The sequence below is a fragment of the Cruoricaptor ignavus genome (assembly GCF_014961145.1).
GTDB lineage: Bacteria > Bacteroidota > Bacteroidia > Flavobacteriales > Weeksellaceae > Cruoricaptor > Cruoricaptor ignavus.
This window is the reverse complement of the sequence record NZ_CP063145.1, coordinates 1,768,240-1,788,779: the sequence shown is the minus strand read 5'-3', so window position 1 is coordinate 1,788,779 and position 20,540 is coordinate 1,768,240. Positions and strand designations below refer to the sequence as shown.

The window sequence follows — 20,540 nt, the reverse complement described above, 5'->3', positions numbered from 1 at the left end:
TTTTTTCCACTTATTTTTTTTCCTCTGGAAACGCCTATGAATAAAGGGCTCACAAACCACGCGTGCTTTTAGATGAAACCACGCGTGTCTTTTGATGAAACCACGCGTGCTTTTGGGCAAAAGCTCTTAAGTATTTTTATAAAAGGGATTAAATCTTTTAATCAGAACGGCTTTATCGCACTTAAAATCGCGGCAGTTTTTCTTTGGATTTCAATCCCCATTTATCGCTTATCTTTGCCTGTGGCTTTGCGCAGGTTTGCAGTTTTTTTCGTGGCGTTGTTCTTCTGCCTAAATTTCCTTCAGGCGCAAATCTTCTCCTGGAACAATCTCAATTTAGAAAAGGATAGCCTGCGGCAGGACAGTATCCTCGCGGCAAGGATGAACAGAGAGTACTTCGTGCGCGATACGGCAAGCATCATACGCACTGGCGGCTCCACGATGATTGTGGAGGAGGCCGCAAAGGCGAAGAACGACCGCGACAGATTCCTGGGCGACCTGAACGCCAGCGGCGCGATAATCCGCGGTGTAAGCTTCGGCAACAACCAGGGAAGCAGCGTGCAAAGCAGTATGGACCTGCAGCTTTCCGGCAAGCTTACGCCGGAGGTTTCCATCCTTGCCAGCATTTCGGACCACAACCTGCCCATCCAGGCCGACGGATATACGCAGAGCCTGGCGGAATTCGATAAAATCTACATCCAGCTCAACATCAAAAAAAACACAATGCTGCGTGGCGGCCACCTGGATTTGTTGGAAACAAGGCCACACTTCGCGCGCTTCCAAAGGCGAAGTATGGGGCTGGAATTTCAGACGAATTTCGGCAAGGAAAACAGGACTTTCGCGGAAATTTCCGCCGGCGTTGCAAGAAGCGAATTCCACCGCATACGCTTCCAAGGCATAGAAGGCAACCAGGGCCCTTACAGGCTTACCGGGAAAAACGGCGAGAATTTCATAACGATACTTTCCGGCTCGGAAGAAGTGTTCATCGATGGGGTGCCGATGCGGCGCGGCGAGGATGCGGACTACACCATCAATTACAACACGGGGGAAATCACCTTCACGAGCTTCCGCCCGATCTACCAGCAGAACTTCATCACCATAGCCTACAACTACACGAACCGCAACTACAACCGCTACCTGATAACCGGAAACCTGCGCCACGAAAGGCAGCGGCTGAAGCTTGGGCTGCATTGGTTCTTAGAAAATGATAACAAAAATGCGCCGCTCTCGCTGAACCTAAGGAAAGACGACGAGCAGATTTTGGCGAATGCAGGCAGCGATGAAAGCCTGATGTTTGCGCCAAGCGCCGAGCTGGCAGAATTTTCTGCGGATAAGATTTTGTATGCGAAGAGAAGCGGTGCTGCGGGCGATTTCTACGAATATTCCACCAATGCTGATGAGCCGCTCTACAGCGTGGCCTTCACCTATTTCGGGCAAAACCGTGGCGATTACCGAATAAAGCAGAGCCTGAACAACGGCAGGATTTTCGAATTTGCGGGTAAAGGCTTGGGCGATTATTCCGCGGTGCGGAAACTTCCTGCGCCGGAAAAAAGCCAGGTATTTTCTGCGGACGGCGTTTTCACCTTTGAAGGCGGGAAAATAGGTGCGGATGTTTCGCTGAGCAACCGGGATTTAAACCTATTTTCGGCGAAGAATAATGATGAGAATCTGGGCTATGCTGCCAGAATCTTCGGTGATAAAATCTTCCGGAGGAAGGACTGGCAGGGCACTTCATCGCTGGAATACCAGCACATCAGCCAAAGGTTTCACATTTTGGACAGGATTAACAGCGTGGAATTTGCTCGGGATTTTAATCTGGCGAATGAATTTAACGGAAGAACGCAGAACCGATTGATTTTCAATTTTTTAAACCTTTGGCAAAATCAGCATTTTCTGAATTACCGCCTGAATTTTCTTGACGAGAAGGATTTTTACCAAGGCTTCAAAAACGATTTGGATTTTGGCTGGCGGAAAAACCGCATTGCAACGCACGGCAAGCTTTCTCACCTTAGCACAAAATCGCCGGATGTTGATACGAAATTTTCCCGAGGAAATTTATCTGCGGAATATTTCGGGCAGAAAGGGAGCTGGGCAATTGGCGGCAGCTTGGAACATAATGTAAAGGAAATCAACCAGTTAAAAATTACTGATGCTACGAGTTTCAGCTGGCGCGAAATTTTTGCTCAAAGGAAAATCGGCGATTCTGCGAGAACGAAATTGCTCTCGCACATTTACCTCCGCAGCAATGATTCCGTTCGGGAAAACAGGTTGCAGCACATCAACAATATTTTTGGCTTAATGGCTGAAAGTCAATTGATTAAGACTGAGAAAGCCACGCTGAGCGCTTTGGCTCATTACCGAAAAATCATCTACAAAAAAGCGGAATTCAGCAATGGTGATAACCAGGATTTCGTGGTTGGAAATGTGAATTACCATCAGCAGCTTTTCCGTAACGGTATGCGTTTGCAGGCGTTTTACGAGCTTGGAAACGGGCAGGAAGCGCAGCGCGAATTTCAGTATGTGAAGGTGACCGATGGGAAGGGTGTGTACAAATGGACGGATTACAATGCGGACGGCGTGCAGCAGCTGGATGAATTTGAGGTGGCGGAGTTTTCGGATCTGGCGCAGTACATCAGGATTTACACGAATTCTGTGCGCTACCTGCCTTCGAACAAAAACAAGCTGCAGCTTTCGCTTTTCGTAAATCCTGCCGTGGTTTTCAGTTCGGAAAATGCATTCTTAAAACGCTGGCAGCTGAATTTATCGCTCAACTCGCAAAACTCATTTCTGAAGAAAAACCGTGTTTTGGCGTGGAACCCTTTTGAGCGGGAAGCATCGCAAATCCTTAAAAACCAGAGCTTTCTGGCATCGCTAAATTTCAACCCGAGCGATTTGAAAGGCTGGAACGGCAGCTACCGATTTACGGCGAACGATAATCTAATAAATGCGAATTTCAGCCAGGAAGAAAATCGGCGGGCGCTGCATTTCCTGAACTTGGGCTATGCTTTCAGCAAGGATTTTCGGTTGGATTTTGAAAATTCCTTCGAGAATGTGAAGGCGAATTCTGAACTTTTCTCATCGAGAAATTACCGGCTGGAAAACTGGGAAAGCCGCCCGAAGATTACCTACCGCTTCACGAATGCCTTTCAGGCGGAAGCTTTGGCGGCCTACCGAAACCGCGGCAACCAGCTTGGCGCGGAAAAGCTGAAGGCGTGGGAAGCCACGGGAACTTTGCAGTGGCAGAGGAACCGCAGTTCTGTGCGCGGAAGTTTTTCCTTCATCAGCAATGCTTTCCACGGCAACAGTTTTTCGATTGTGGGCAACCAGATGCTGGACGGACTTCAGCCTGGGAAAAATGCCGTTTGGAATGTGTATCTTCAGCAGGCAATAAATTCCTTCATCAACCTGAACCTAAGCTATGACGGCAGAAATTCCGGCGAGCGCACGATACACACTGGAAGCGTACAAATTCGGGCCAGTTTTTGATGAATGATTGTGGATAATAGACAATTGATTATCATTTATGTAACTTTGCCGGATGCTAAAAATCGGCACGGTAGAATTGCCGGACTTCCCTTTCCTGCTTGCACCGATGGAGGATGTGAGCGATCCGCCTTTCCGAAAGCTCTGCAAAATGCACGGCGCAGACCTGATGTATTCGGAATTCATCTCGTCCGAAGGTTTAATCCGTGATGCCATTAAATCCCGAAAAAAACTGGACATCTTCAATTACGAAAGGCCTATCGGCATTCAGATTTTCGGCGGCGATGAAGAGGCGATGGCAATGTCCGCAAAAATCGTGGAAACCGTGCAGCCGGATATTGTGGATATCAACTTTGGCTGCCCGGTGAAAAAGGTGGTGTGCAAAGGTGCTGGTGCTGGCGTTCTGAAGGATGTGGATCTGATGGTGCGCCTTACGAAGGCGGTGGTAAAATCTACGCATCTTCCCGTGACGGTGAAAACCAGACTGGGTTGGGACACGAATTCCATCAACATCGATGAAGTGGCGGAAAGGCTGCAAGAGTGCGGTATTAAGGCGCTCACAATTCATGCGAGAACGCGGGCACAGATGTACAAAGGCTTCGCCGATTGGGAACATATTTCGCGCATCAAGCAGAACCCGAACATTGAAATCCCGATTTTTGGAAACGGCGACATCGATTCACCGGAAAAGGTGGTGCAATTCCGCAGGAAATATGCGTGCGACGGAATGATGATTGGTAGAGCGGCCATCGGCTATCCGTGGATTTTTAACGAAATCAAGCATTTCTTGAAAACCGGGGAAAAAATGCCGGAACCAAACTTGAACGACCGATTGACCGCCGTTCGTCAGCACGCAGAATGGTCTGCAGAATGGAAGGGCGAAAGGCTCGGGCTGCTTGAAATGCGGCAGCACTACAGCAATTATTTCCGCGGCGTGCCGCATTTTAAGGAATGGCGCAAAAGATTTCTCGAAATTTTCACGCTGCAGGAAATGGACGATTTAATCGGCGAAGTGAAGGATTTCTACGCCAAAGAATTCGCACTATGACTTCTGCACAATGCTGATGAGCTCGTAGTTTGCCACAGGATTGGGCGTTTTGGCAGCGCAGGTCAGAAGCCGCTTTTCCGGAAGGAAAAATTTCCGTAGCGTGATGTCGAAAATTCCATAATCGGTGAGCGCTTCGAACACGAAAATATCACCTTCCGCCCTTTCGGCAATCACCTGAAAATGAAAATCGATGTGGTAATCTTCGAGAAATTTTCGCAGTTCAAATTCCGCCGACTGTTTTGCGAAATTCATCGTGCAAGTTCCGCGGTAGTTATCCACCAAAATTTTTCGGGCTTTCGTCGCTAAAATCAAATCTGCAGTCTGTTCCGGCAGAAGCCTTCCGTAATAAACGCCAAACGGCATCAGCACGGCATTTCCTGCATATCTATCGCCCCCAAAATGCGTGCATTCATACACCGTAAAATCGCTGTTGTTTTGCATTGCCCTGTAAATCGGCAGCCCGAATTTCGCGCAGCATTTATCCTTCTTTCCATTTGTGCAGACGATGAAAAACGGCTCGTGGTGCCAGTGCGTTTCATCATCATCAATGAAAAGCGCCAGGTTGAAATACTTGTAAGTCTGCGCATCAGAAATGTACTGGCACCAGCGTTTCCGCAAGGCATCTACATAGATGATTTTCAGCGACTTACCGTCTGATTGTCCGTTTCTGATCAATATTAATTTTGCACCCAGAGATTTTGCCAGCGCATTAGTTTGCTGGAGCCAGCTGGCATCCAGCCTTGCATCCAAAGCCTTTTTGGGAAAAGGCTCGCTGTACTCCACCAAAATAAAACCGCGGTATTGCGATGCCGTGCCGTGAAGATTTTCGCCGAAATCACGCGACAACTGGCTGCAGAAAAAGACGGTTTCGCAAAATAACTTCCCTTCCAACCCTAAATTTCTTTGATGCTTATCACACCTTCTTTCAGCAAAATTTTCGCCGCACTCAGCGCATTTTCCGGCCGTGTATTTTCAAAATCTTCCACCGTGAAAATTTTCTTTTCAAAAATACCGTCGATAAAATCCTTCATCGGCAAAGGCAGCGCTATGCTTTTACCCATAAATCTCAGGCTGATGCCGTCTGCATTTTCTTTTCTGCTGATGATGATGCCTTCGTTCAGCGCAAACACGGTGCTTTCGGAAATTTTTTCGATATTCAAAAGGCTCTCGAAATAATTGTTAAAAGGCTGCGGCTGAATTCTTTTCTGTGCGGAATTGAGCTTGCGCACTACTTTCTGCGTATCAAGCTCCGCTGCTTTTTGCTTGAACAAATCCAGTTTTTCGGCGATGATTGGTGTCAAATCCTCTTTCCAGAAAGGCACGGCCTCGCGAAATTCCCGGAAGTTTTCAAGCTGCGGTAGAAGTTCGCTGAAAAATCTCATCCAGGTGAACGAGAGAATTCCGATGGTGATGTGTGCGGAAATTCCGTCGTCCGCCATTGCATCGTGCACGAAACCGCGCGGAACATAGAGGAAATCTCCTGGCTTTACCTGTAGCGTTTTCAGTGGCTCTTTTTGGTAATTTTTGAGTTTTGATTTTTGATTTACGGTAGGCAATTCGTTTTCGAAGCCGTAGAGTTTCCAGGTCTTGGTGCCGGCAATCTGCAGCACGAAAACATCGTGCGTGTCCCAGTGTGGATTGAAGCCCACCGATTTATTCGGCGTGATGTAAAGATTGGCCTGAACCGGCGAACCAAACTTGTTTGACAAATCCAGGCAGCATTTCGAAAGATGGTCGAAATACCGCTGCCCAGCCTGAATAACCAGCGTGCTTCCTGCGTTGAAAAGCGCGAAGGCTTTTTCCGTATCAATCAGGCCGTCCTTTTTGTGGAAACCGATTGGGATTTGCGATTTCGTGTATTGGGAATTCGGAAGTTCGCTCCCGTTTTTCACAATTCTTATCGAAGGATAGAAAATGTCCTGCCTTTCCAAGTAGTCAGAAATTTCCTGCGAAGTCAGGATATCGTTATAATATTGTTCGTCATTTCTCTCGATGTGCAGCATATCTTTCTCGTGGTATTTCTCGAAAAACTCTTCCACAGAAAGCGGCGCCACGATTTTGCTGAAAAAAGGATTTTCCATTTTTCTAAATTTTATTCAAATATAAGGAATAAAAAAGCCGCGGAAAATTCCCGCGACTTCAGTATTCATTGTAAAAGATTAAAGGTCCGTTCCGTCGCCATCCGCATCCGTTCCATCTCCATCGCCATCCGTTCCATCTCCATCGCCATCGGTTCCGTCACCGTCAGTGCCATCGGTTCCGTCGCCATCCCCATCAGTACCGTCACCATCACCATCGGTTCCGTCGCCATCGCCGTTCAGGGCGTTCTGCGTCGTAATCTCGTCTTCTCTCGTTACCTTTACATCTTCAGGGTTCAGTTGTTCGTCTTGTGAAATCATTGTCGTAATTTTTATGGTTAAACTTCAGTTTGGTGTTAATTCATCCAGCAAATTTTATACCGAGATTTTCCTGCGGTAAAAATTTCATCAGTTACAAATTTAATAAAATTCTGGCAAATTGGCGGGTATAAAATTTGTTTTTAATTTTGTGAAATTTAGCAAAATTCACTTACTTTTCGCAGAAATGCTACGGGCAGAACACATCACCAAAACTTACAACGCCGGCAAAAAAATCGCGCTCGATGATTTTAGCATCAGCGTTCCGCAAGGCTCAATCTATGGACTTCTCGGTCCAAATGGTGCGGGCAAAACTTCCTTCATCCGAATCTTGAACCAAATTACAAAGCAGGATTCTGGCAGGATTATCATCAACGATAAAGCGCTTAACATCCACCATATCAATGAGATAGGCTATATGCCGGAAGAGCGCGGACTTTACAAAAATATGGCAGTAGGTGAGCAGCTGATGTATTTCGGGCAGCTGAAAGGCCTTTCGCAAAACGAAGCTTTGGAGCGGGCGAAATTCTGGTTCGATCGTTTGCACATCGAGCATTGGTGGAAGAAAAAACTGGCCGAGCTTTCCAAAGGTATGGCGCAGAAAATTCAGTTCGTGGTTACGGTGCTGCACCAGCCGAAACTTTTGATTTTGGACGAGCCTTTCTCCGGATTTGATCCTGTGAATGCCAATTTGATCAAGGATGAAATTCTGCGGCTGAAAGCGGAAGGCACCACGATAATCCTTTCCACACACCGAATGGAAAGCGTGGAGGAAATGTGCGACTTCGTGGCGCTTATCAGCAATTCCAAAAAGGTGTTGGACGGGAAAGTTTTCGATGTTCGTGAGCAATTCAAGCAGAATATTTTCCGCGTTGTCCTCAGCGATGCGGATGAATATAATCTGAGAAATTTTCAGCAAAAATATAAAATCGAAGACTTGAAAAACGATAACGGATTGATTTCGTTTGAGTTACAAAATCACGGCACGCAAAATGATTTGATAAATGAGCTAATGCAGATTGGCAGCATCCGCACTTTTGAAGAAAAAATTCCGAGTATGAATGAAGTTTTTATAAATGCAGTGAAAACCAACGGGTTATGAAGAATATTTGGCTGATTACAAAACGGGAGTATTTCACCCAGGTTCGCAAAAAGTCCTTCATCATCCTCACGCTTTTGGCACCGCTGATGGTTTTGGCACTGGGTGCCTTTATGGCTTACCTGATGAATTCTGGCAGAGTGCAACACACTGTAAATGTGATAGATAAGAGTGAAATTTTCCGCGGCGAACTGAAATCTGATGACGATGTAAAATACATTTTCGTAAATACGGAGAGCGAAAACCAGCTAAAATCCACCCTAAAAGAAATGCCTGAAATTGATGGCCTTCTAATTATCCCCTTCACGAAAGATTATTCGCAAATTGAGCAAGGCACGGAATTTTTGGTGAATAAAAAAATCGGGCTTGAAACAAGAGCAAAAATTAGTGCAGATTTGGGCAGCGTTCTGCGCACGAAAAAAATTCAGGATTTAGGGCTTTCCAAAAATGAAATGGAAAATTTGGAAAAGCCTTTCCCGCTGAAAATCAACAATGTAGCGGAAAATTCTGAAAACAGCGATTTGGAATTGAGTGTGCAAACCGGGCTCAGCTTCCTGCTGATGTATTCCACGCTGATGTTCATCATCATCTATGGGGTGCGTGTGATGCGCAGCGTTCTGGAAGAGAAAAACAACCGCGTAGTAGAAATTCTGATTTCATCGGTAAAACCATTCGAGCTGATGATGGGGAAAATCCTCGGCGTTACAGGCGTTGCGCTCACACAATTTTTCGTGTGGATTACGATGGCGGTTCTTGGCGCGCTGTTTCTGAACAAGGGTTTCGGCACACTGCAAACCGAAATGATGAATGCCGATGAAGCCGCCAATCTAGATTTCACGGCAACCGCCACGGAAATTTCGCACACGCTGCTCAGCCTCAATTATCCGCAGATTATCGTGGTTTTCATTCTGTTTTTCCTGCTGGGCTACATTTTTTACAGCTCGATGTACGCAGCCATCGGCTCTGCGGTAGACAACGAAACCGAAACGCAGCAGTTCTCACTTTTCGCCGTGGTTCCGCTGATGATAGCGATGTACGGCAGCTTCTCAGTCATCAACAATCCTGAAAGCCCAATGGCATTGTGGCTGTCCATCATCCCGTTCACATCGCCAGTTGCCATGGTGGCAAGAATTCCCTTCGGTGTGCCGCTTTGGCAGATTTTGCTTTCGCTTTCCCTGCTGATAATTTCGGCCTTGCTAATGGTATGGATTGCCGGGAAAATCTACCGCGTCGGTATTCTGATGTACGGCAACAAAGCCACTTTCCGCGAACTTTGGAAGTGGATTAAGGGATAAAAAAATTCCCGAATCTTCAGCTTCGGGAATCAATTTATTTACGGGAATATATAATTTAATGTAACGCCGGCGATGTGCTGTGCCTTGTGAAGTTTCGCGGCATTATCAACATTCGCATCCGGCGAATTCTTCAGGTGGGGATAGGTATTGGAAATCCCAAAATCATAATGAAGGGCGACTTCCAGCTGCCGCTTATAGCTGAACCCCAACCCCGCAGCTAAAGCCAAGTGGAACTTTGCAGCATCACCAAACTCCGTATCCTTGGAATAATAAGGCTTATTTTCAGGATACTTTTCTGTTTTTTCATTAATCACAAAATTGAACCTCGGGCCTATCATTCCGAAAAATTCACTTTCGGATTCTGAGAAATAAACCTTTGCAAAAACAGGCACGCTGATATAATTAATAGCATAAAGTGCATCATATCCCGGGCGGTTTTTGGCATCTTTGTCTTTTCCGGTTTCTCCTGCACCGTAGTAGGTAATCTCCGGCTGGAGATAGAATTGATCATTATTATCAACCGGAATCAGCGCCAGCACTCCGGCTTGGAAAGTATGCCTTGGCCCGGAAGGATTGTGCGCATTCCGCACGCGCGAATAATTGTATCCACCCGTGATTCCGAAACGGGTGCTGCTAAAATCAATCTGCGCTGACACTGCAGAGGCAGCAATCAACGCAGATGTTATGAAAATCTTCTTCATTGATTATCAATTATTTCCAAGAACCTGCCCAACAGTTTTGCCGATGTCAGCCGGAGAATCTACAACGGTGATGCCACATTCTCTCATAATCGCCATTTTGGCTTGCGCTGTGTCTTCTGCACCACCTACAATTGCGCCGGCGTGCCCCATCGTCCTGCCTTTCGGCGCGGTTTGTCCAGCGATAAAGCCCACCACTGGTTTTTTGGAACCGCTTTCCTTATACCATCTTGCAGCTTCCGCTTCCAGAGAGCCACCGATTTCACCGATCATCACCACCGCTTCGGTTTCATCATCATTAATGAAAAGTTCCAGCGCTTCTTTCGTCGTTGTGCCGATGATTGGGTCACCGCCGATTCCAATCGCTGTGGAAACGCCGTAGCCTGCCCTCACCACCTGATCTGCCGCTTCGTAGGTCAAAGTTCCAGATTTTGAAACGATGCCCACTTTTCCTTTTTTGAAAACGAAGCCAGGCATAATGCCAATTTTCGCTTCGCCGGAAGTAATCACACCAGGGCAGTTCGGCCCGATAAGGCGACTGCCTTTATCCTTGATGTAGTCCTTCACCTTCACCATATCAGCCACAGGAATGCCTTCCGTGATGCACACGATCACTTTCACGCCGGCTTCTGCCGCTTCCATAATGGCATCCGCAGCAAATGCAGGCGGCACGAAAATAATGGAAACATCCGCGCCGGTTTTTTTCACAGCTTCCGCCACGGAATTGAACACCGGCTTGCCAAGATGCTCGCTGCCACCTTTCCCAGGCGTTACGCCGCCTACCACATTGGTGCCGTACTCGATCATCTGCTCAGCGTGGAAAGTACCTTCATTCCCTGTAAATCCCTGAACGATTACTTTCGAATCTTTGTTTACTAATACTGACATAGTGTTATGTTTTTGTAATTTTTTTCGTTTAAGCTTTGTTTTCTTTAGCTAAAATTCCTTCAATCTTCTGTTTAAAAGGCTTCAAATCCCAGCTCACCGTATTCCAGACTGTGGCAACATCCACTTCGAAATACTGATGGATCAGGAGGTTCCGCATTCCCATCACAGCACGCCATTCCACATCATCGTACTCATTCCTCAATTCTTCACTCAAATGCTTCGCCGCTTCGCCAATAATTTCAAAATGCCTTATCATCAAATCCTGACTTCGCCAATCTTCCGAAAATTTCCGGAAATCCACTTCGGAATAAATTTCTAAAATCTTATCCGCTGAATCCAGAATATGCTGCAGCCTCGCTTCATCCTCAGGCTTCATAAATCACCTTCAAATCCCTGTTGATACCCTCTTCCAAATACGGACTGATGTAGCTTGCAGAAATCAAATCCACCTTTCGGTTCAGCCGTTCTTCCAGCTCGTACTGCATTTTCGCAAGCTGAAACAGCGTGATTCCGTTTTCAAAGTTATAAAGGATGTCAATATCACTGCTCTCCAAATCCTCGCCACGAGCTGCAGAACCAAACACACCGATGCTTTTCGGTGCATAAGGTTTCAGCGTATTGATTATCGTATTAATTTGCAGAGAAGTCAGCATTCCTAAAACTTTCGGTAAATTTACTCAATTTAATTTTTCTGCTAAAATTTTTTCCTCTATAAATTTCTCAGCTTCACCTCTTTTTTGAGATATTCCCGATAATCCTCGGCAAACATCCCGATGTATGTTCCCGTTTCTAAGTCCCTGTTCACTCCGGTTTTCCCCATCAATACAGAACCTTTCGCAATACGGTTTCCCGATGCAATGCCTACCTGACCCCAAATCGTAACATCATCTTCCACAACGCAGCAGCCTGCGATTCCCGTCTGAGAAGCTATCAGCGCCCGTTTGCCGATTTTCGTATCGTGGCCAATCTGTATCTGGTTATCAAGCACAGAGCCTTCGCCAATCACCGTAGAATCCGTTACGCCGCGGTCTATCGTGCAGCCGTTGCCAATTTCTACATTGTTTTCAATCACCACATTTCCCACGGAAATCAGCCGGTCAAATTTCCCGTCGATTTTTCTGTAATAAAAAGCATCTCCGCCCAAAACCGTATTGCTTTGAATAATCACATCATCGCCAATGACCGTTCTGTCGCCAATTACTACATTCGGGAAAATATGGCAATTGCTGCCGATTTTCACCTCATTTCCCAAAACAACCGACGGATGAATGAAGCTATTTTCCCCGATTTCCAAGGCGTGCCTTTCTTCGCGAAAGTTGGATATTTTGGTAAAATGCGTATTAATCCGGTTAAAATCCCTGAACGGATCTTCCGAAATCAGCAGCGCTTTTCCTTCCGGAACCTCCACTTCTTTGTCGATGAGAATTACCGTGGCCAAAGATTTCAGCGCCTTGTCGTAATATTTCGGGTGATTTACAAACACGATTTCTCCCGGCTGAACAAGATGGATTTCATTCGTGCCCAAAACTGGAAAATCTTCATCGCCAACGAATTGACAATCAATGATTTCCGCAATGGATTTCAGCGTTTGTGGATGTGTGAAACGCACCGTTTATAAATGATAATTGATGAGTGATAAATGATGAATTATTCCTTCACCCTTTCCAGATAGGCACCGTCTTCCGTGTTGATTTTAATTTTATCACCGGGCTCTATGAACAGCGGCACCATCACTCTTGCACCCGTTTCCACGATGGCGTTTTTCAGCGCGTTCGTTGCCGTGTTGCCTTTTACGCCGGGATCTGCTTCCACCACTTCCAGATAAACCGCCGGTGGAATTTCCGCAGAAAGCGGCGTTTCATCGGCTTCCTTCAGGATGATGGTCACCTCTTCCCCGGCCTTCATAAACTGCGCATTTTCAATCATATCCTTGTTCAGGTAGATTTGCGAAAAATCGTCGTTGTTCATAAAGTGGAAGCCATTATCATCATCGTACAGGTACTGGAATTTCCGGGTGATTACCTTCACCTCATCGATTTTATGCCCTGCGGAAAAGGTATTGTCCAGCACTTTTCCGTTCGTTACCGATTTCAGTTTCGTGCGCACAAAAGCCGGTCCTTTACCCGGTTTCACATGCAGAAACTCAATGACTTTATAGATATCATTGTTGAACTCGATGCACATTCCCTTTTTAATATCGTTACTTGTCGCCATAAAAATTTTTTTTTGCTAATTGCTATCGGCAGCCTGCCGTTTGTTGTATGTTTAAATTGAGGATTCTTGTTTCTTGCCTCTACAATCATGATTCTCCATCACTCTTTCGCCGAGCCATAGCCCTTCACAATTCCCCTAGGTGAATTTTTGATGAATTCTAAAATTTCGTCGCGCTCTGCGGTGGGCAGCATTTCCTTTTCTATGAAGGACATAGCCTGCGTCACATTCATTTTCATCTGGAAAATATAGCGGTAAATTTTCTGGATTTCAAAAATTTTCTCATTGGTAAAACCTCTCCGGCGAAGCCCTACGGAATTAATGCCGGCATAGCTCATCGGTTCTCTCGCCACCTTTACATACGGCGGAATGTCCTTCCGCACCAAGGTTCCGCCGGAAACCATCACATGCTTCCCGATTTTCCCAAACTGGTGCACCGCCGAAAGCCCGCCCAGAATCGTAAAATCGCCAATTTCCACATGGCCTGCAATTCCGCAGCCGTTCACGATGATTACATTATCGCCCAGAACACAGTCGTGCGCAATGTGCGAAGTCGCCATAATCAGGCAGTTGTTGCCAACTTTCGTGTAGCCCAGCGCCTTCGTTCCGCGGTTCACGGTTACGCATTCACGAATGGTGGTGTTATTACCGATGATTACCTGAGATTCCTCGCCGTCGAATTTCAAATCCTGCGGAATTGCGGCAATCACCGTTCCCGGAAAAATCCGGCAGTTCTCCCCGATTCTCGCGCCGTCCATTATCGTCACATTTGGCCCTATCCAGGTTCCGCTGCCTATTTCCACATCTGCAGCAATCGTGGTAAAAGGCTCTACCACTACATTTTTCCCGATTTTCGCACGCTTGTCCACGGCAGCCAGCTGATGCACCATCACTCGATATTTTTATTTTTTATGACCTGTGCCATCAGGACTGCCTCCACCACCAGATTTTCGCCCACGAAACCTTCGCCGTGCATCTGCACAATTCCGCGGCGAATAGGCTCCAGCAGCTCGATTCGGAAAACCACGGTATCCCCAGGCACTACTTTTTTCTTGAATTTCACATTATCCATCTTCATAAAGTAGGTGGAATAATTTTCCGGATCCGGAACGCCGGCCAGCACGAAGATTCCGCCGGTTTGTGCCATTGCTTCGATGAGCAGAACGCCCGGCATCACAGGCTCTTCCGGAAAATGCCCTACGAAGAATGGCTCATTCATCGTTACATTTTTCACGCCCACTGCCATTGTTTCTGTGAGTTCCAGAATTTTATCTATGAGCAAAAACGGCGGACGGTGCGGCAGCATCCTCATCACACCCTTGATGTCGTAAAGCGGCTCTGCACTCAGGTCAAACTGCGGCACGCTTTTTTTCTTTTCCTGCTTCCATTGCCTGTTCAGAAGCTTTGCAAACTGCGTATTTACGAAGTGGCCAGGCTTATTGGCAATCACCCTGCCCTTCAGCTTTACGCCGGCTAAAGCCAAATCTCCGACGACATCCAGCAATTTGTGCCGTGCTGCTTCGTTTGGATATTTCAAGGTTAAATTATCCAAAACGCCGTTTGGATGGATGGAAACATCTTCTTTGTTGAAGGCTTTTTTCAGTTTCTGCGCCGTTTCCTCGGTCAGTTCTTTATCCACATAAACAATGGCATTCGTCAGGTCGCCGCCTTTGATCAGGCCTGCATCCAGTAGCATCTCGATTTCGTGAAGGAAGCTGAATGTCCTTGCAGAGGCGATTTCCGTTTTAAATTCCGAAATATCTTTCAGCGTGGCATTCTGCGTTCCCAGAACTTTCGTGCCGAAATCCACCATCGTTGTTACTTCGTATTTTTCGGAAGGAATGATGGTTAATTCAGAACCAGATTCCGGATTTGTGTACTGCATTACTTCCTTCACCACAAAATATTCGCGCTCTGCATCCTGCTCTATAACTCCCGCATTTTCAATGGCTTCCACGAAAAATTTTGACGAACCGTCCAGAATCGGCGGCTCTGCGCTGTCCATTTCGATGATGGCATTATCCACATCGCAGCCTACCAAGGCGGCGAGCAGATGTTCGCAGGTTTGTATGCGCACGCCGTTTTTTTCCAGCGTGGTTCCGCGCTCTGTAGTCGTCACGAAATTCACATCGGCCTCCACTCTTGGATGCCCTTCCAGATCGGTGCGCACGAAAACGAAGCCCGTATTTTCCGCTGCAGGTTTCAGCGCCATTCTCACTTCTTTGCCGGTATGCAGCCCTACGCCTTTCAGCTCGGCTTCTTTGGCAAGGGTTTTCTGCTTGTCACTCATCGCTGTGTTTTGCGTTTTTTTCAAGATTTTCAATTCTTTTTACGATTTCCGTGAAATTTCTGAAATGCACATAATTTCTGCGGAAATCTCCAGCAGAAAACGCAGGCGAACCGTAAATAATTTCACCGTCGTTCACATTATTATTCACGCCGCTTTGCGCCTGAATTTTCACCTGGTTTCCAATTTTAATATGGCCTACAATTCCGCTTTGCCCGCCAATCTGGTTCCAATCACCAATCGTGGCAGAGCCTGCAATTCCTGCCTGTGCTGCAATCACATTATTTTCGCCGATGCGTACATTGTGTGCAATCTGTATCAGGTTATCGATTTTCGTACCTTTGCCGATAATCGTAGAGCCTATGGTTCCGCGGTCTATTGTGCAATTAGCGCCGATTTCCACATCATCGGCAATTACCACATTCCCAAGCTGCGGAATTTTCTCGAAGCCCTTTTCCGTAGGCTGAAAACCGAAGCCATCCGCTCCAATCACCGTGTTGGAATGGATGATGCAATTATCACCAATCACAGAATAATCACAAATGGAAACTCCGCTGTAAATAATGCAATTCCTTCCGATTTTCACATTGTTCCCTATAAAAACCTGCGGATAAATTTGAGAATCTTTGCCTATTTTAACATTTTCAGAAATGTAACTAAAACTCCCGATGTAAACATTTTCACCGATCTGTGCTGTTTCAGCTACGGACGAATTGGCTTCTATGCCGGTTTTCTGCGGCTTATTTTGCGCGTAAATTTTCATCAGCTGCTGCACGGCAAGGTAAGCGTCCTCCACCAAAATCAGTGTGGGACGGAATTTTTCTTCGCCGATGAATTTCTCGGAAACTATGACTACGGAACAATCCGTGTCCTTCAAAAGCGGCAGAAATTTTTCCTGCGCAATGAATGACAAGCCGTTTGGCATCGCCTGTTCAATCGGGTAAACACCGGTAATCAGCGCGTTCTCATCGCCAATAACTTTGCCGCCGATAAAAGACGCAATTTGCCCAGCCGTAAATTCCATATCTTGCAAAGATAGAAATTTGCATTAATTCCGTGCGGCTTTCGCAAAATTTTCGGTCAGGAAATTTCCCGCGGAAAATACAGGATATGCTTCGTGGTTTCTGTAGTGATGAATGATGCAAGTATCTGATTTTCAGAATCTTCCAGTCGGATTTTCCTGCCGTTTTTCAGCAGGAGCCATATCGGTTTTTCTTCCTTATTGTATGGCAAAAGGCTGCGCGAAATTTCTTCCACAAAATACTGCCCCAAACCTTCGCCAAAAAACGCACCGGCTTCCTTTACTTTTTCCGAGATAAATTCCTGAGGAAAAGGTTTCGATTGTATTTTAGTTTTCGGCAACTTCCTCTGTATCACCGCTTTACAGAAATAAGACAGCACAGCATCCGGATGGTTTTGCCAAAGTTTCATCGCCATTGTTACATCATTATCATCCAGCAAAGTGAATCTTTCGATGTCTTCCCTCGTTAAATTTTCATCGGTTTTTTGCAGAAAATATTGCAGATTTTCCGGCGCAGGAATTTCTTCGCCGCTTTTCGCCAAAAATTTTGCCCTGCCTAAAATTTTCACCAAAAGTCTTTCGGAAAGCGCCGCGGTTTTGTGGAAGTAAACCTGCCAGTACATAAACATCCTTGCCGTGAGAAAATTCTCGATGGAATAGATGCCTTTCGCATCCACAACTAATTCATTTTCAGAGACATTCATCATCGAAATGATGCGCTGCGTATTCACATTTCCTTCGGCAACGCCGGTGTAAAAACTATCGCGCTTCAAATAATCCAGCCGGTCCACATCCAATTGGGAAGACACTAATTGATTGAAGAAATTGCGGTGGTATTTCCCATGGAACATTTCGATGGCAAGGCTCAGCTCACCGCTAAATTCACGGTTGATTTCCTGCATTAAAATCAGCGAAAGTTTCTCGTGATGCCAGCTGTTCATCAGCACATTTTCCAAGGCGTGAGAGAATGGGCCGTGCCCGATATCGTGCAGCAAAATAGCTAAAAGTGCCGCGATTTCTTCTTCCCGTGAAATCTCTATCCCTTTGATTTTCAGCGTTTCCAAAGACTGATGCATCAGGTGCATCGCTCCTATGGCGTGATGGAATCTTGTGTGCGTAGCCCCCGGGAAAATCAGGCTGAGCAAGCCGGTTTGCCCGATTCTCCGAAGCCTTTGGAAGTACGGATGCTCGATAACATCGAATAGGATTTCGTGCGGAATCCTGATGAAGCCGTGCACCGGATCGTTGATGATTTTGAGTTTGTTCAACGCGGAAAGATTTTAGTAGTTTTAATCCTTTAATCTTCCAAAGGTAGCACTTTTGCCATTTTACTTTTGCCCCGGCTCTTTCTTTCTGAAAAATCAACCTTAACTATTTTTAACTAATCCATCAAAAAATTTACAAAAATCTTAGGAAGTTTTCTGCGTAATTTTGAACTTAAATTTTTGAAAAACAGATGTCGGGAAAGATTTTATGGATAGATGATGAAGTGGATTTGCTGAAAGCGCACATTGTTTTCCTTGAGAAAAAGGGCTACCAGGTAACGCCTGTGAACAATGTGAATGATGCGCTGGATTTGCTGGATGAGCAGCATTTCTCGCTGGCCCTGCTGGATGAAAATATGCCGGGAATTGGCGGCATAGAAGCGATACCGATGATAAAGGCGAAGGATGCTGCCGTGAAAATCGTGATGGTGACGAAGAATGAGGAAGAGCACATTATGGAGCAGGCCATCGGCTCGCAAATTGCGGATTATATATTGAAACCGGTAAATCCTAATCAAATTCTTCTTTCTTTGAAGAAAAATTTGCAGGAAGATACGCTGGTTGAGCAAAAAACCATCGAAGAATATAGGCAGGAATTCCGCAATCTTTCGATGGAACTGGGATATTTGCGAAATTATCAAGAATGGGCGGATTATTATAAAAAAATCCTAAACTGGGAAATTCGCTTCGATAATGTTTTCGATAGTGAATTCGCGGATTTGTTGCAAACACAGAAGGAAGAGGCCAATATACAATTCGCAAAATTTATCGAAAAAAATTACGAAGACTGGCTTCATACCGATGACAAACCGCTGATGAGCCACACGCTTTTCAAGGAAAAAGTGAAGCCGGAAATTGAGCGCGACAAGGTGCTTCTGCTGGTGATTGACAACCTGCGCTACGACCAATGGAAGGTTATAGAGCCGCTTTTCACGCGGTATTACAACAAGATTTCGGAAGATTATTATTACTCAATTCTTCCTACAGCTACGCAATATGCACGGAATTCTTTCTTCGCCGGGCTGTTGCCGTCGGAAATTGAAAAACGCTTTCCGGACAAGTGGTTCAACGATAATGAGGACGGCAATAAAAACGAGTACGAGAAGGAATTTCTGGACGACCAGATGAAGCGGCTTGGGCTTTCGGCGAAGACGAGAAAGTACATCAAAATCCTAAATGCCGATTTTGAGCGCAAGGTTTTTGAAGATTTCAACCAGCATAAAAAGTACGATTTGCTCACGATAGTTTACAACTTTATCGACATACTTTCGCACGCAAAAACGGACAATGTAATTGTGGATCAGTTGATTAGGGACGATAAAACTTTCCGCTCGCTCACTTACAACTGGTTTGAAAATTCATCCATCGTGAAACTTGTGAGGCTGGCTGCAGAAAGCGGTTTCAAGCTGGTAATTACCACAGATCACGGAATGATTTATGTGAAAAAACCGAGCCAGGTTGTGGGCGACCGTGAAACTTCCACGAACATACGCTACAAGACCGGCCGCAGTTTGACATATGATGAAAAGGAAGTTTGGGCGGTTACTCAGCCTGAGAAACTGTTTCTGCCGAAAGGCAACCTGAGTTCGAAGTACATTTTCGCGAAGAACAACACCTTCCTTGCCTACCCGAAAAATTACAACCACTTCGTGAATTATTACCGGAATACCTATCAGCACGGCGGAATTTCGCTGGAAGAGTGCATCATCCCGATTGCAATTTTGGAACCTAAGTAGTTTTTTTTCATAGTTTATTTGTTTTTGTGGAAGCCGGAAAAAGTCCCAGGATTTTTTTCCGGTTTTTTATGTAAACCGCCGCAAATCAATCTCTTGCGGAAGCGCAGTTCCGTTTTCCGCCAAATCAAAAAGATGTTGCGAGAAATAGCTGGCATTCAGAATCCCTCTGGCACCAAGACCATTGAAAATGAATAAATTGCGGTAAACCGGATGCCTGCCTAAAATCGGCCGTCGGTCTTTCACAGTTGCGCGAAAGCCAAATTTTTTTTCGATGATTTCAAAGCTACCGTCATAAATTTCCGAAAGCCCTTTTTTCAATTGGGAAATTGCGGCTTCATCAATCGAATTCCCGAGATTTTCCCGTTCATAAGTTCCGCCGTAATAGAACAGATTTTCATCCACCGAAAAAAGAAAATGCTTCTTCTTCAAAGTAGCCGATAAATTCAGCGGTTCTGGAAATTTCACGAGCAAGTGATGGCCTTTGTTCGGAACGATGGGCAAATTTTGAAAGAATGGATTTTGCCTTGCTGCAATGCCTTCCGCAAAAATAATTTTGCTAAATTTTAGATTTCCATAAGTGGAATTTTCGGGATTTAGCGTTCTATAATCGAAAGTTTCTTCGATGTGAAAATTATTTTTCCTGAGAAAATCCTGCATTCCTTGAAAAAAACTTTTCACATCCATTCGTGCAGATTGTAAAACTTTACCCGTAGAAAATGGATTGCTAACAATTTGAAAATCAACAAATTCCGATGAAAGAAAATTCTGTAAATCCGGCTGCGCTCTTTTCTTCTGCCAAATTTCTTTTTCCTTCTCATCGTGAAAAATCCTGTGAACCTGCTCATTCACCAAAAAATTTTCACCGGCATATTGCGCAATTTCGAGCATCGTTTTTTGCAGATGCCCAATCTGCTCCTGTGCTTTCCAGAAGGTCGTGAATTTCTTCAGCACCACTGGATTTACAATACCTGCGGAAACTTGCGAAGCACCAGTTTTGCCGTCAGAAAACAGCTGGAAATTTTTCCCGTTCTTAATGAGCTGGTGAGCCAAGAAAAGCCCCGCAAAACCGCCGCCAACAATAATGTAATCCGTAGTCATAAGAAAAAACCTGAGCGG

19 protein-coding genes are annotated in these 20,540 nt (G+C 45.6%); 5 read left to right on the top strand and 14 right to left on the bottom strand.

The window, feature by feature from the left end; all coding sequences use genetic code 11:
- Positions 1 to 72 precede the first annotated feature (72 nt).
- Positions 73 to 3,483 carry a hypothetical protein gene (locus IMZ16_RS08570; protein ID WP_227411502.1) on the top strand — a complete coding sequence of 1,137 codons (3,411 nt, stop codon included), beginning with the start codon at positions 73 to 75 and terminating at the stop codon, positions 3,481 to 3,483.
- Positions 3,484 to 3,535: 52 nt separating this feature from the next.
- Positions 3,536 to 4,528, top strand: a complete 993-nt coding sequence (dusB, locus tag IMZ16_RS08565) for a tRNA dihydrouridine synthase DusB (protein WP_193439692.1) — start codon at positions 3,536 to 3,538, stop codon at positions 4,526 to 4,528.
- On the opposite strand, the gene IMZ16_RS08560 is transcribed toward dusB, so the two are convergent.
- From IMZ16_RS08560 to IMZ16_RS08550, 3 genes are all read right to left on the bottom strand, one after another.
- The gene (locus IMZ16_RS08560) at positions 4,523 to 5,374 is read right to left on the bottom strand and encodes a sucrase ferredoxin (protein ID WP_193439691.1); all 852 of its coding nucleotides are present in this window, start codon (positions 5,372 to 5,374) and stop codon (positions 4,523 to 4,525) included. The genes dusB and IMZ16_RS08560 overlap by 6 nt on opposite strands.
- Before the next feature lie 47 nt (positions 5,375 to 5,421).
- Entirely contained in the window at positions 5,422 to 6,609 is a 1,188-nt protein-coding gene (locus IMZ16_RS08555) for a cupin domain-containing protein (RefSeq protein WP_193439690.1), read from the bottom strand.
- 78 nt (positions 6,610 to 6,687) lie between these two features.
- The gene (locus IMZ16_RS08550) at positions 6,688 to 6,927 is read right to left on the bottom strand and encodes a hypothetical protein (RefSeq protein WP_143154037.1); all 240 of its coding nucleotides are present in this window, start codon (positions 6,925 to 6,927) and stop codon (positions 6,688 to 6,690) included.
- 184 nt (positions 6,928 to 7,111) lie between these two features.
- Here IMZ16_RS08550 and IMZ16_RS08545 point away from each other — a divergent pair, with 184 nt between their 5' ends.
- Positions 7,112 to 8,026 carry an ABC transporter ATP-binding protein gene (locus tag IMZ16_RS08545; RefSeq protein ID WP_193439689.1) on the top strand — a complete coding sequence of 305 codons (915 nt, stop codon included), beginning with the start codon at positions 7,112 to 7,114 and terminating at the stop codon, positions 8,024 to 8,026.
- The gene (locus IMZ16_RS08540) at positions 8,023 to 9,318 is read left to right on the top strand and encodes an ABC transporter permease (protein WP_193439688.1); all 1,296 of its coding nucleotides are present in this window, start codon (positions 8,023 to 8,025) and stop codon (positions 9,316 to 9,318) included. Before IMZ16_RS08545 ends, IMZ16_RS08540 begins: the two co-directional genes overlap by 4 nt.
- Before the next feature lie 38 nt (positions 9,319 to 9,356).
- Here IMZ16_RS08540 and IMZ16_RS08535 read toward each other — a convergent pair whose 3' ends face one another.
- From IMZ16_RS08535 to IMZ16_RS08490, 10 genes are all read right to left on the bottom strand, one after another.
- Positions 9,357 to 10,019 carry a porin family protein gene (locus IMZ16_RS08535; protein WP_073178858.1) on the bottom strand — a complete coding sequence of 221 codons (663 nt, stop codon included), beginning with the start codon at positions 10,017 to 10,019 and terminating at the stop codon, positions 9,357 to 9,359.
- A 6-nt stretch (positions 10,020 to 10,025) separates the two neighbouring features.
- Positions 10,026 to 10,904: a succinate--CoA ligase subunit alpha gene (gene sucD, locus IMZ16_RS08530; RefSeq protein WP_193439687.1), complete on the bottom strand. Its 879-nt coding sequence runs from the start codon at positions 10,902 to 10,904 to the stop codon at positions 10,026 to 10,028.
- Between the two features lie 28 nt (positions 10,905 to 10,932).
- On the bottom strand, positions 10,933 to 11,280 hold the full coding sequence (locus IMZ16_RS08525) for a HepT-like ribonuclease domain-containing protein (RefSeq protein ID WP_193439686.1): 348 nt from the start codon (positions 11,278 to 11,280) through the stop codon (positions 10,933 to 10,935).
- On the bottom strand, positions 11,270 to 11,557 hold the full coding sequence (locus tag IMZ16_RS08520; protein WP_073178852.1) for a nucleotidyltransferase family protein: 288 nt from the start codon (positions 11,555 to 11,557) through the stop codon (positions 11,270 to 11,272). Before IMZ16_RS08520 ends, IMZ16_RS08525 begins: the two co-directional genes overlap by 11 nt.
- Before the next feature lie 56 nt (positions 11,558 to 11,613).
- The gene (locus IMZ16_RS08515) at positions 11,614 to 12,513 is read right to left on the bottom strand and encodes a UDP-3-O-(3-hydroxymyristoyl)glucosamine N-acyltransferase (RefSeq protein ID WP_073178851.1); all 900 of its coding nucleotides are present in this window, start codon (positions 12,511 to 12,513) and stop codon (positions 11,614 to 11,616) included.
- A 38-nt stretch (positions 12,514 to 12,551) separates the two neighbouring features.
- The gene (gene efp, locus IMZ16_RS08510) at positions 12,552 to 13,118 is read right to left on the bottom strand and encodes an elongation factor P (RefSeq protein WP_193439685.1); all 567 of its coding nucleotides are present in this window, start codon (positions 13,116 to 13,118) and stop codon (positions 12,552 to 12,554) included.
- Between the two features lie 98 nt (positions 13,119 to 13,216).
- Positions 13,217 to 14,005 carry an acyl-ACP--UDP-N-acetylglucosamine O-acyltransferase gene (gene lpxA, locus IMZ16_RS08505; protein WP_073178844.1) on the bottom strand — a complete coding sequence of 263 codons (789 nt, stop codon included), beginning with the start codon at positions 14,003 to 14,005 and terminating at the stop codon, positions 13,217 to 13,219.
- Positions 14,005 to 15,405 (bottom strand): bifunctional UDP-3-O-[3-hydroxymyristoyl] N-acetylglucosamine deacetylase/3-hydroxyacyl-ACP dehydratase, encoded by a 1,401-nt coding sequence (locus tag IMZ16_RS08500; protein WP_193440834.1) that lies wholly within the window; start codon positions 15,403 to 15,405, stop codon positions 14,005 to 14,007. Before IMZ16_RS08500 ends, lpxA begins: the two co-directional genes overlap by 1 nt.
- Positions 15,398 to 16,426 (bottom strand): UDP-3-O-(3-hydroxymyristoyl)glucosamine N-acyltransferase, encoded by a 1,029-nt coding sequence (gene lpxD / locus IMZ16_RS08495; RefSeq protein ID WP_193439684.1) that lies wholly within the window; start codon positions 16,424 to 16,426, stop codon positions 15,398 to 15,400. Before lpxD ends, IMZ16_RS08500 begins: the two co-directional genes overlap by 8 nt.
- Before the next feature lie 56 nt (positions 16,427 to 16,482).
- Positions 16,483 to 17,691, bottom strand: coding sequence for an HD domain-containing protein (locus IMZ16_RS08490; RefSeq protein ID WP_193439683.1), 1,209 nt, complete (start codon positions 17,689 to 17,691; stop codon positions 16,483 to 16,485).
- A gap of 188 nt (positions 17,692 to 17,879) precedes the next feature.
- Here IMZ16_RS08490 and porX point away from each other — a divergent pair, with 188 nt between their 5' ends.
- Positions 17,880 to 19,424 carry a T9SS response regulator signal transducer PorX gene (gene porX / locus IMZ16_RS08485; RefSeq protein WP_193439682.1) on the top strand — a complete coding sequence of 515 codons (1,545 nt, stop codon included), beginning with the start codon at positions 17,880 to 17,882 and terminating at the stop codon, positions 19,422 to 19,424.
- A gap of 66 nt (positions 19,425 to 19,490) precedes the next feature.
- Here porX and IMZ16_RS08480 read toward each other — a convergent pair whose 3' ends face one another.
- Positions 19,491 to 20,522 (bottom strand): NAD(P)/FAD-dependent oxidoreductase, encoded by a 1,032-nt coding sequence (locus tag IMZ16_RS08480; protein ID WP_193439681.1) that lies wholly within the window; start codon positions 20,520 to 20,522, stop codon positions 19,491 to 19,493.
- Positions 20,523 to 20,540 lie beyond the last annotated feature (18 nt).

Excerpts from the sequence above, each read along its gene's own strand:
- IMZ16_RS08570 (WP_227411502.1), top strand. The coding sequence starts at position 73 with ATGAAACCACGCGTGTCTTTTGATGAAACCACGCGTGCTTTTGGGCAA.
- dusB (WP_193439692.1), top strand. The coding sequence starts at position 3,536 with ATGCTAAAAATCGGCACGGTAGAATTGCCGGACTTCCCTTTCCTGCTT.
- IMZ16_RS08555 (WP_193439690.1), bottom strand. The coding sequence starts at position 6,609 with ATGGAAAATCCTTTTTTCAGCAAAATCGTGGCGCCGCTTTCTGTGGAA.
- IMZ16_RS08550 (WP_143154037.1), bottom strand. The coding sequence starts at position 6,927 with ATGATTTCACAAGACGAACAACTGAACCCTGAAGATGTAAAGGTAACG.
- IMZ16_RS08545 (WP_193439689.1), top strand. The coding sequence starts at position 7,112 with ATGCTACGGGCAGAACACATCACCAAAACTTACAACGCCGGCAAAAAA.
- IMZ16_RS08540 (WP_193439688.1), top strand. The coding sequence starts at position 8,023 with ATGAAGAATATTTGGCTGATTACAAAACGGGAGTATTTCACCCAGGTT.
- IMZ16_RS08535 (WP_073178858.1), bottom strand. The coding sequence starts at position 10,019 with ATGAAGAAGATTTTCATAACATCTGCGTTGATTGCTGCCTCTGCAGTG.
- sucD (WP_193439687.1), bottom strand. The coding sequence starts at position 10,904 with ATGTCAGTATTAGTAAACAAAGATTCGAAAGTAATCGTTCAGGGATTT.
- IMZ16_RS08525 (WP_193439686.1), bottom strand. The coding sequence starts at position 11,280 with ATGAAGCCTGAGGATGAAGCGAGGCTGCAGCATATTCTGGATTCAGCG.
- IMZ16_RS08520 (WP_073178852.1), bottom strand. The coding sequence starts at position 11,557 with ATGCTGACTTCTCTGCAAATTAATACGATAATCAATACGCTGAAACCT.
- efp (WP_193439685.1), bottom strand. The coding sequence starts at position 13,118 with ATGGCGACAAGTAACGATATTAAAAAGGGAATGTGCATCGAGTTCAAC.
- lpxA (WP_073178844.1), bottom strand. The coding sequence starts at position 14,005 with ATGGTGCATCAGCTGGCTGCCGTGGACAAGCGTGCGAAAATCGGGAAA.
- IMZ16_RS08500 (WP_193440834.1), bottom strand. The coding sequence starts at position 15,405 with ATGAGTGACAAGCAGAAAACCCTTGCCAAAGAAGCCGAGCTGAAAGGC.
- lpxD (WP_193439684.1), bottom strand. The coding sequence starts at position 16,426 with ATGGAATTTACGGCTGGGCAAATTGCGTCTTTTATCGGCGGCAAAGTT.
- porX (WP_193439682.1), top strand. The coding sequence starts at position 17,880 with ATGTCGGGAAAGATTTTATGGATAGATGATGAAGTGGATTTGCTGAAA.
- IMZ16_RS08480 (WP_193439681.1), bottom strand. The coding sequence starts at position 20,522 with ATGACTACGGATTACATTATTGTTGGCGGCGGTTTTGCGGGGCTTTTC.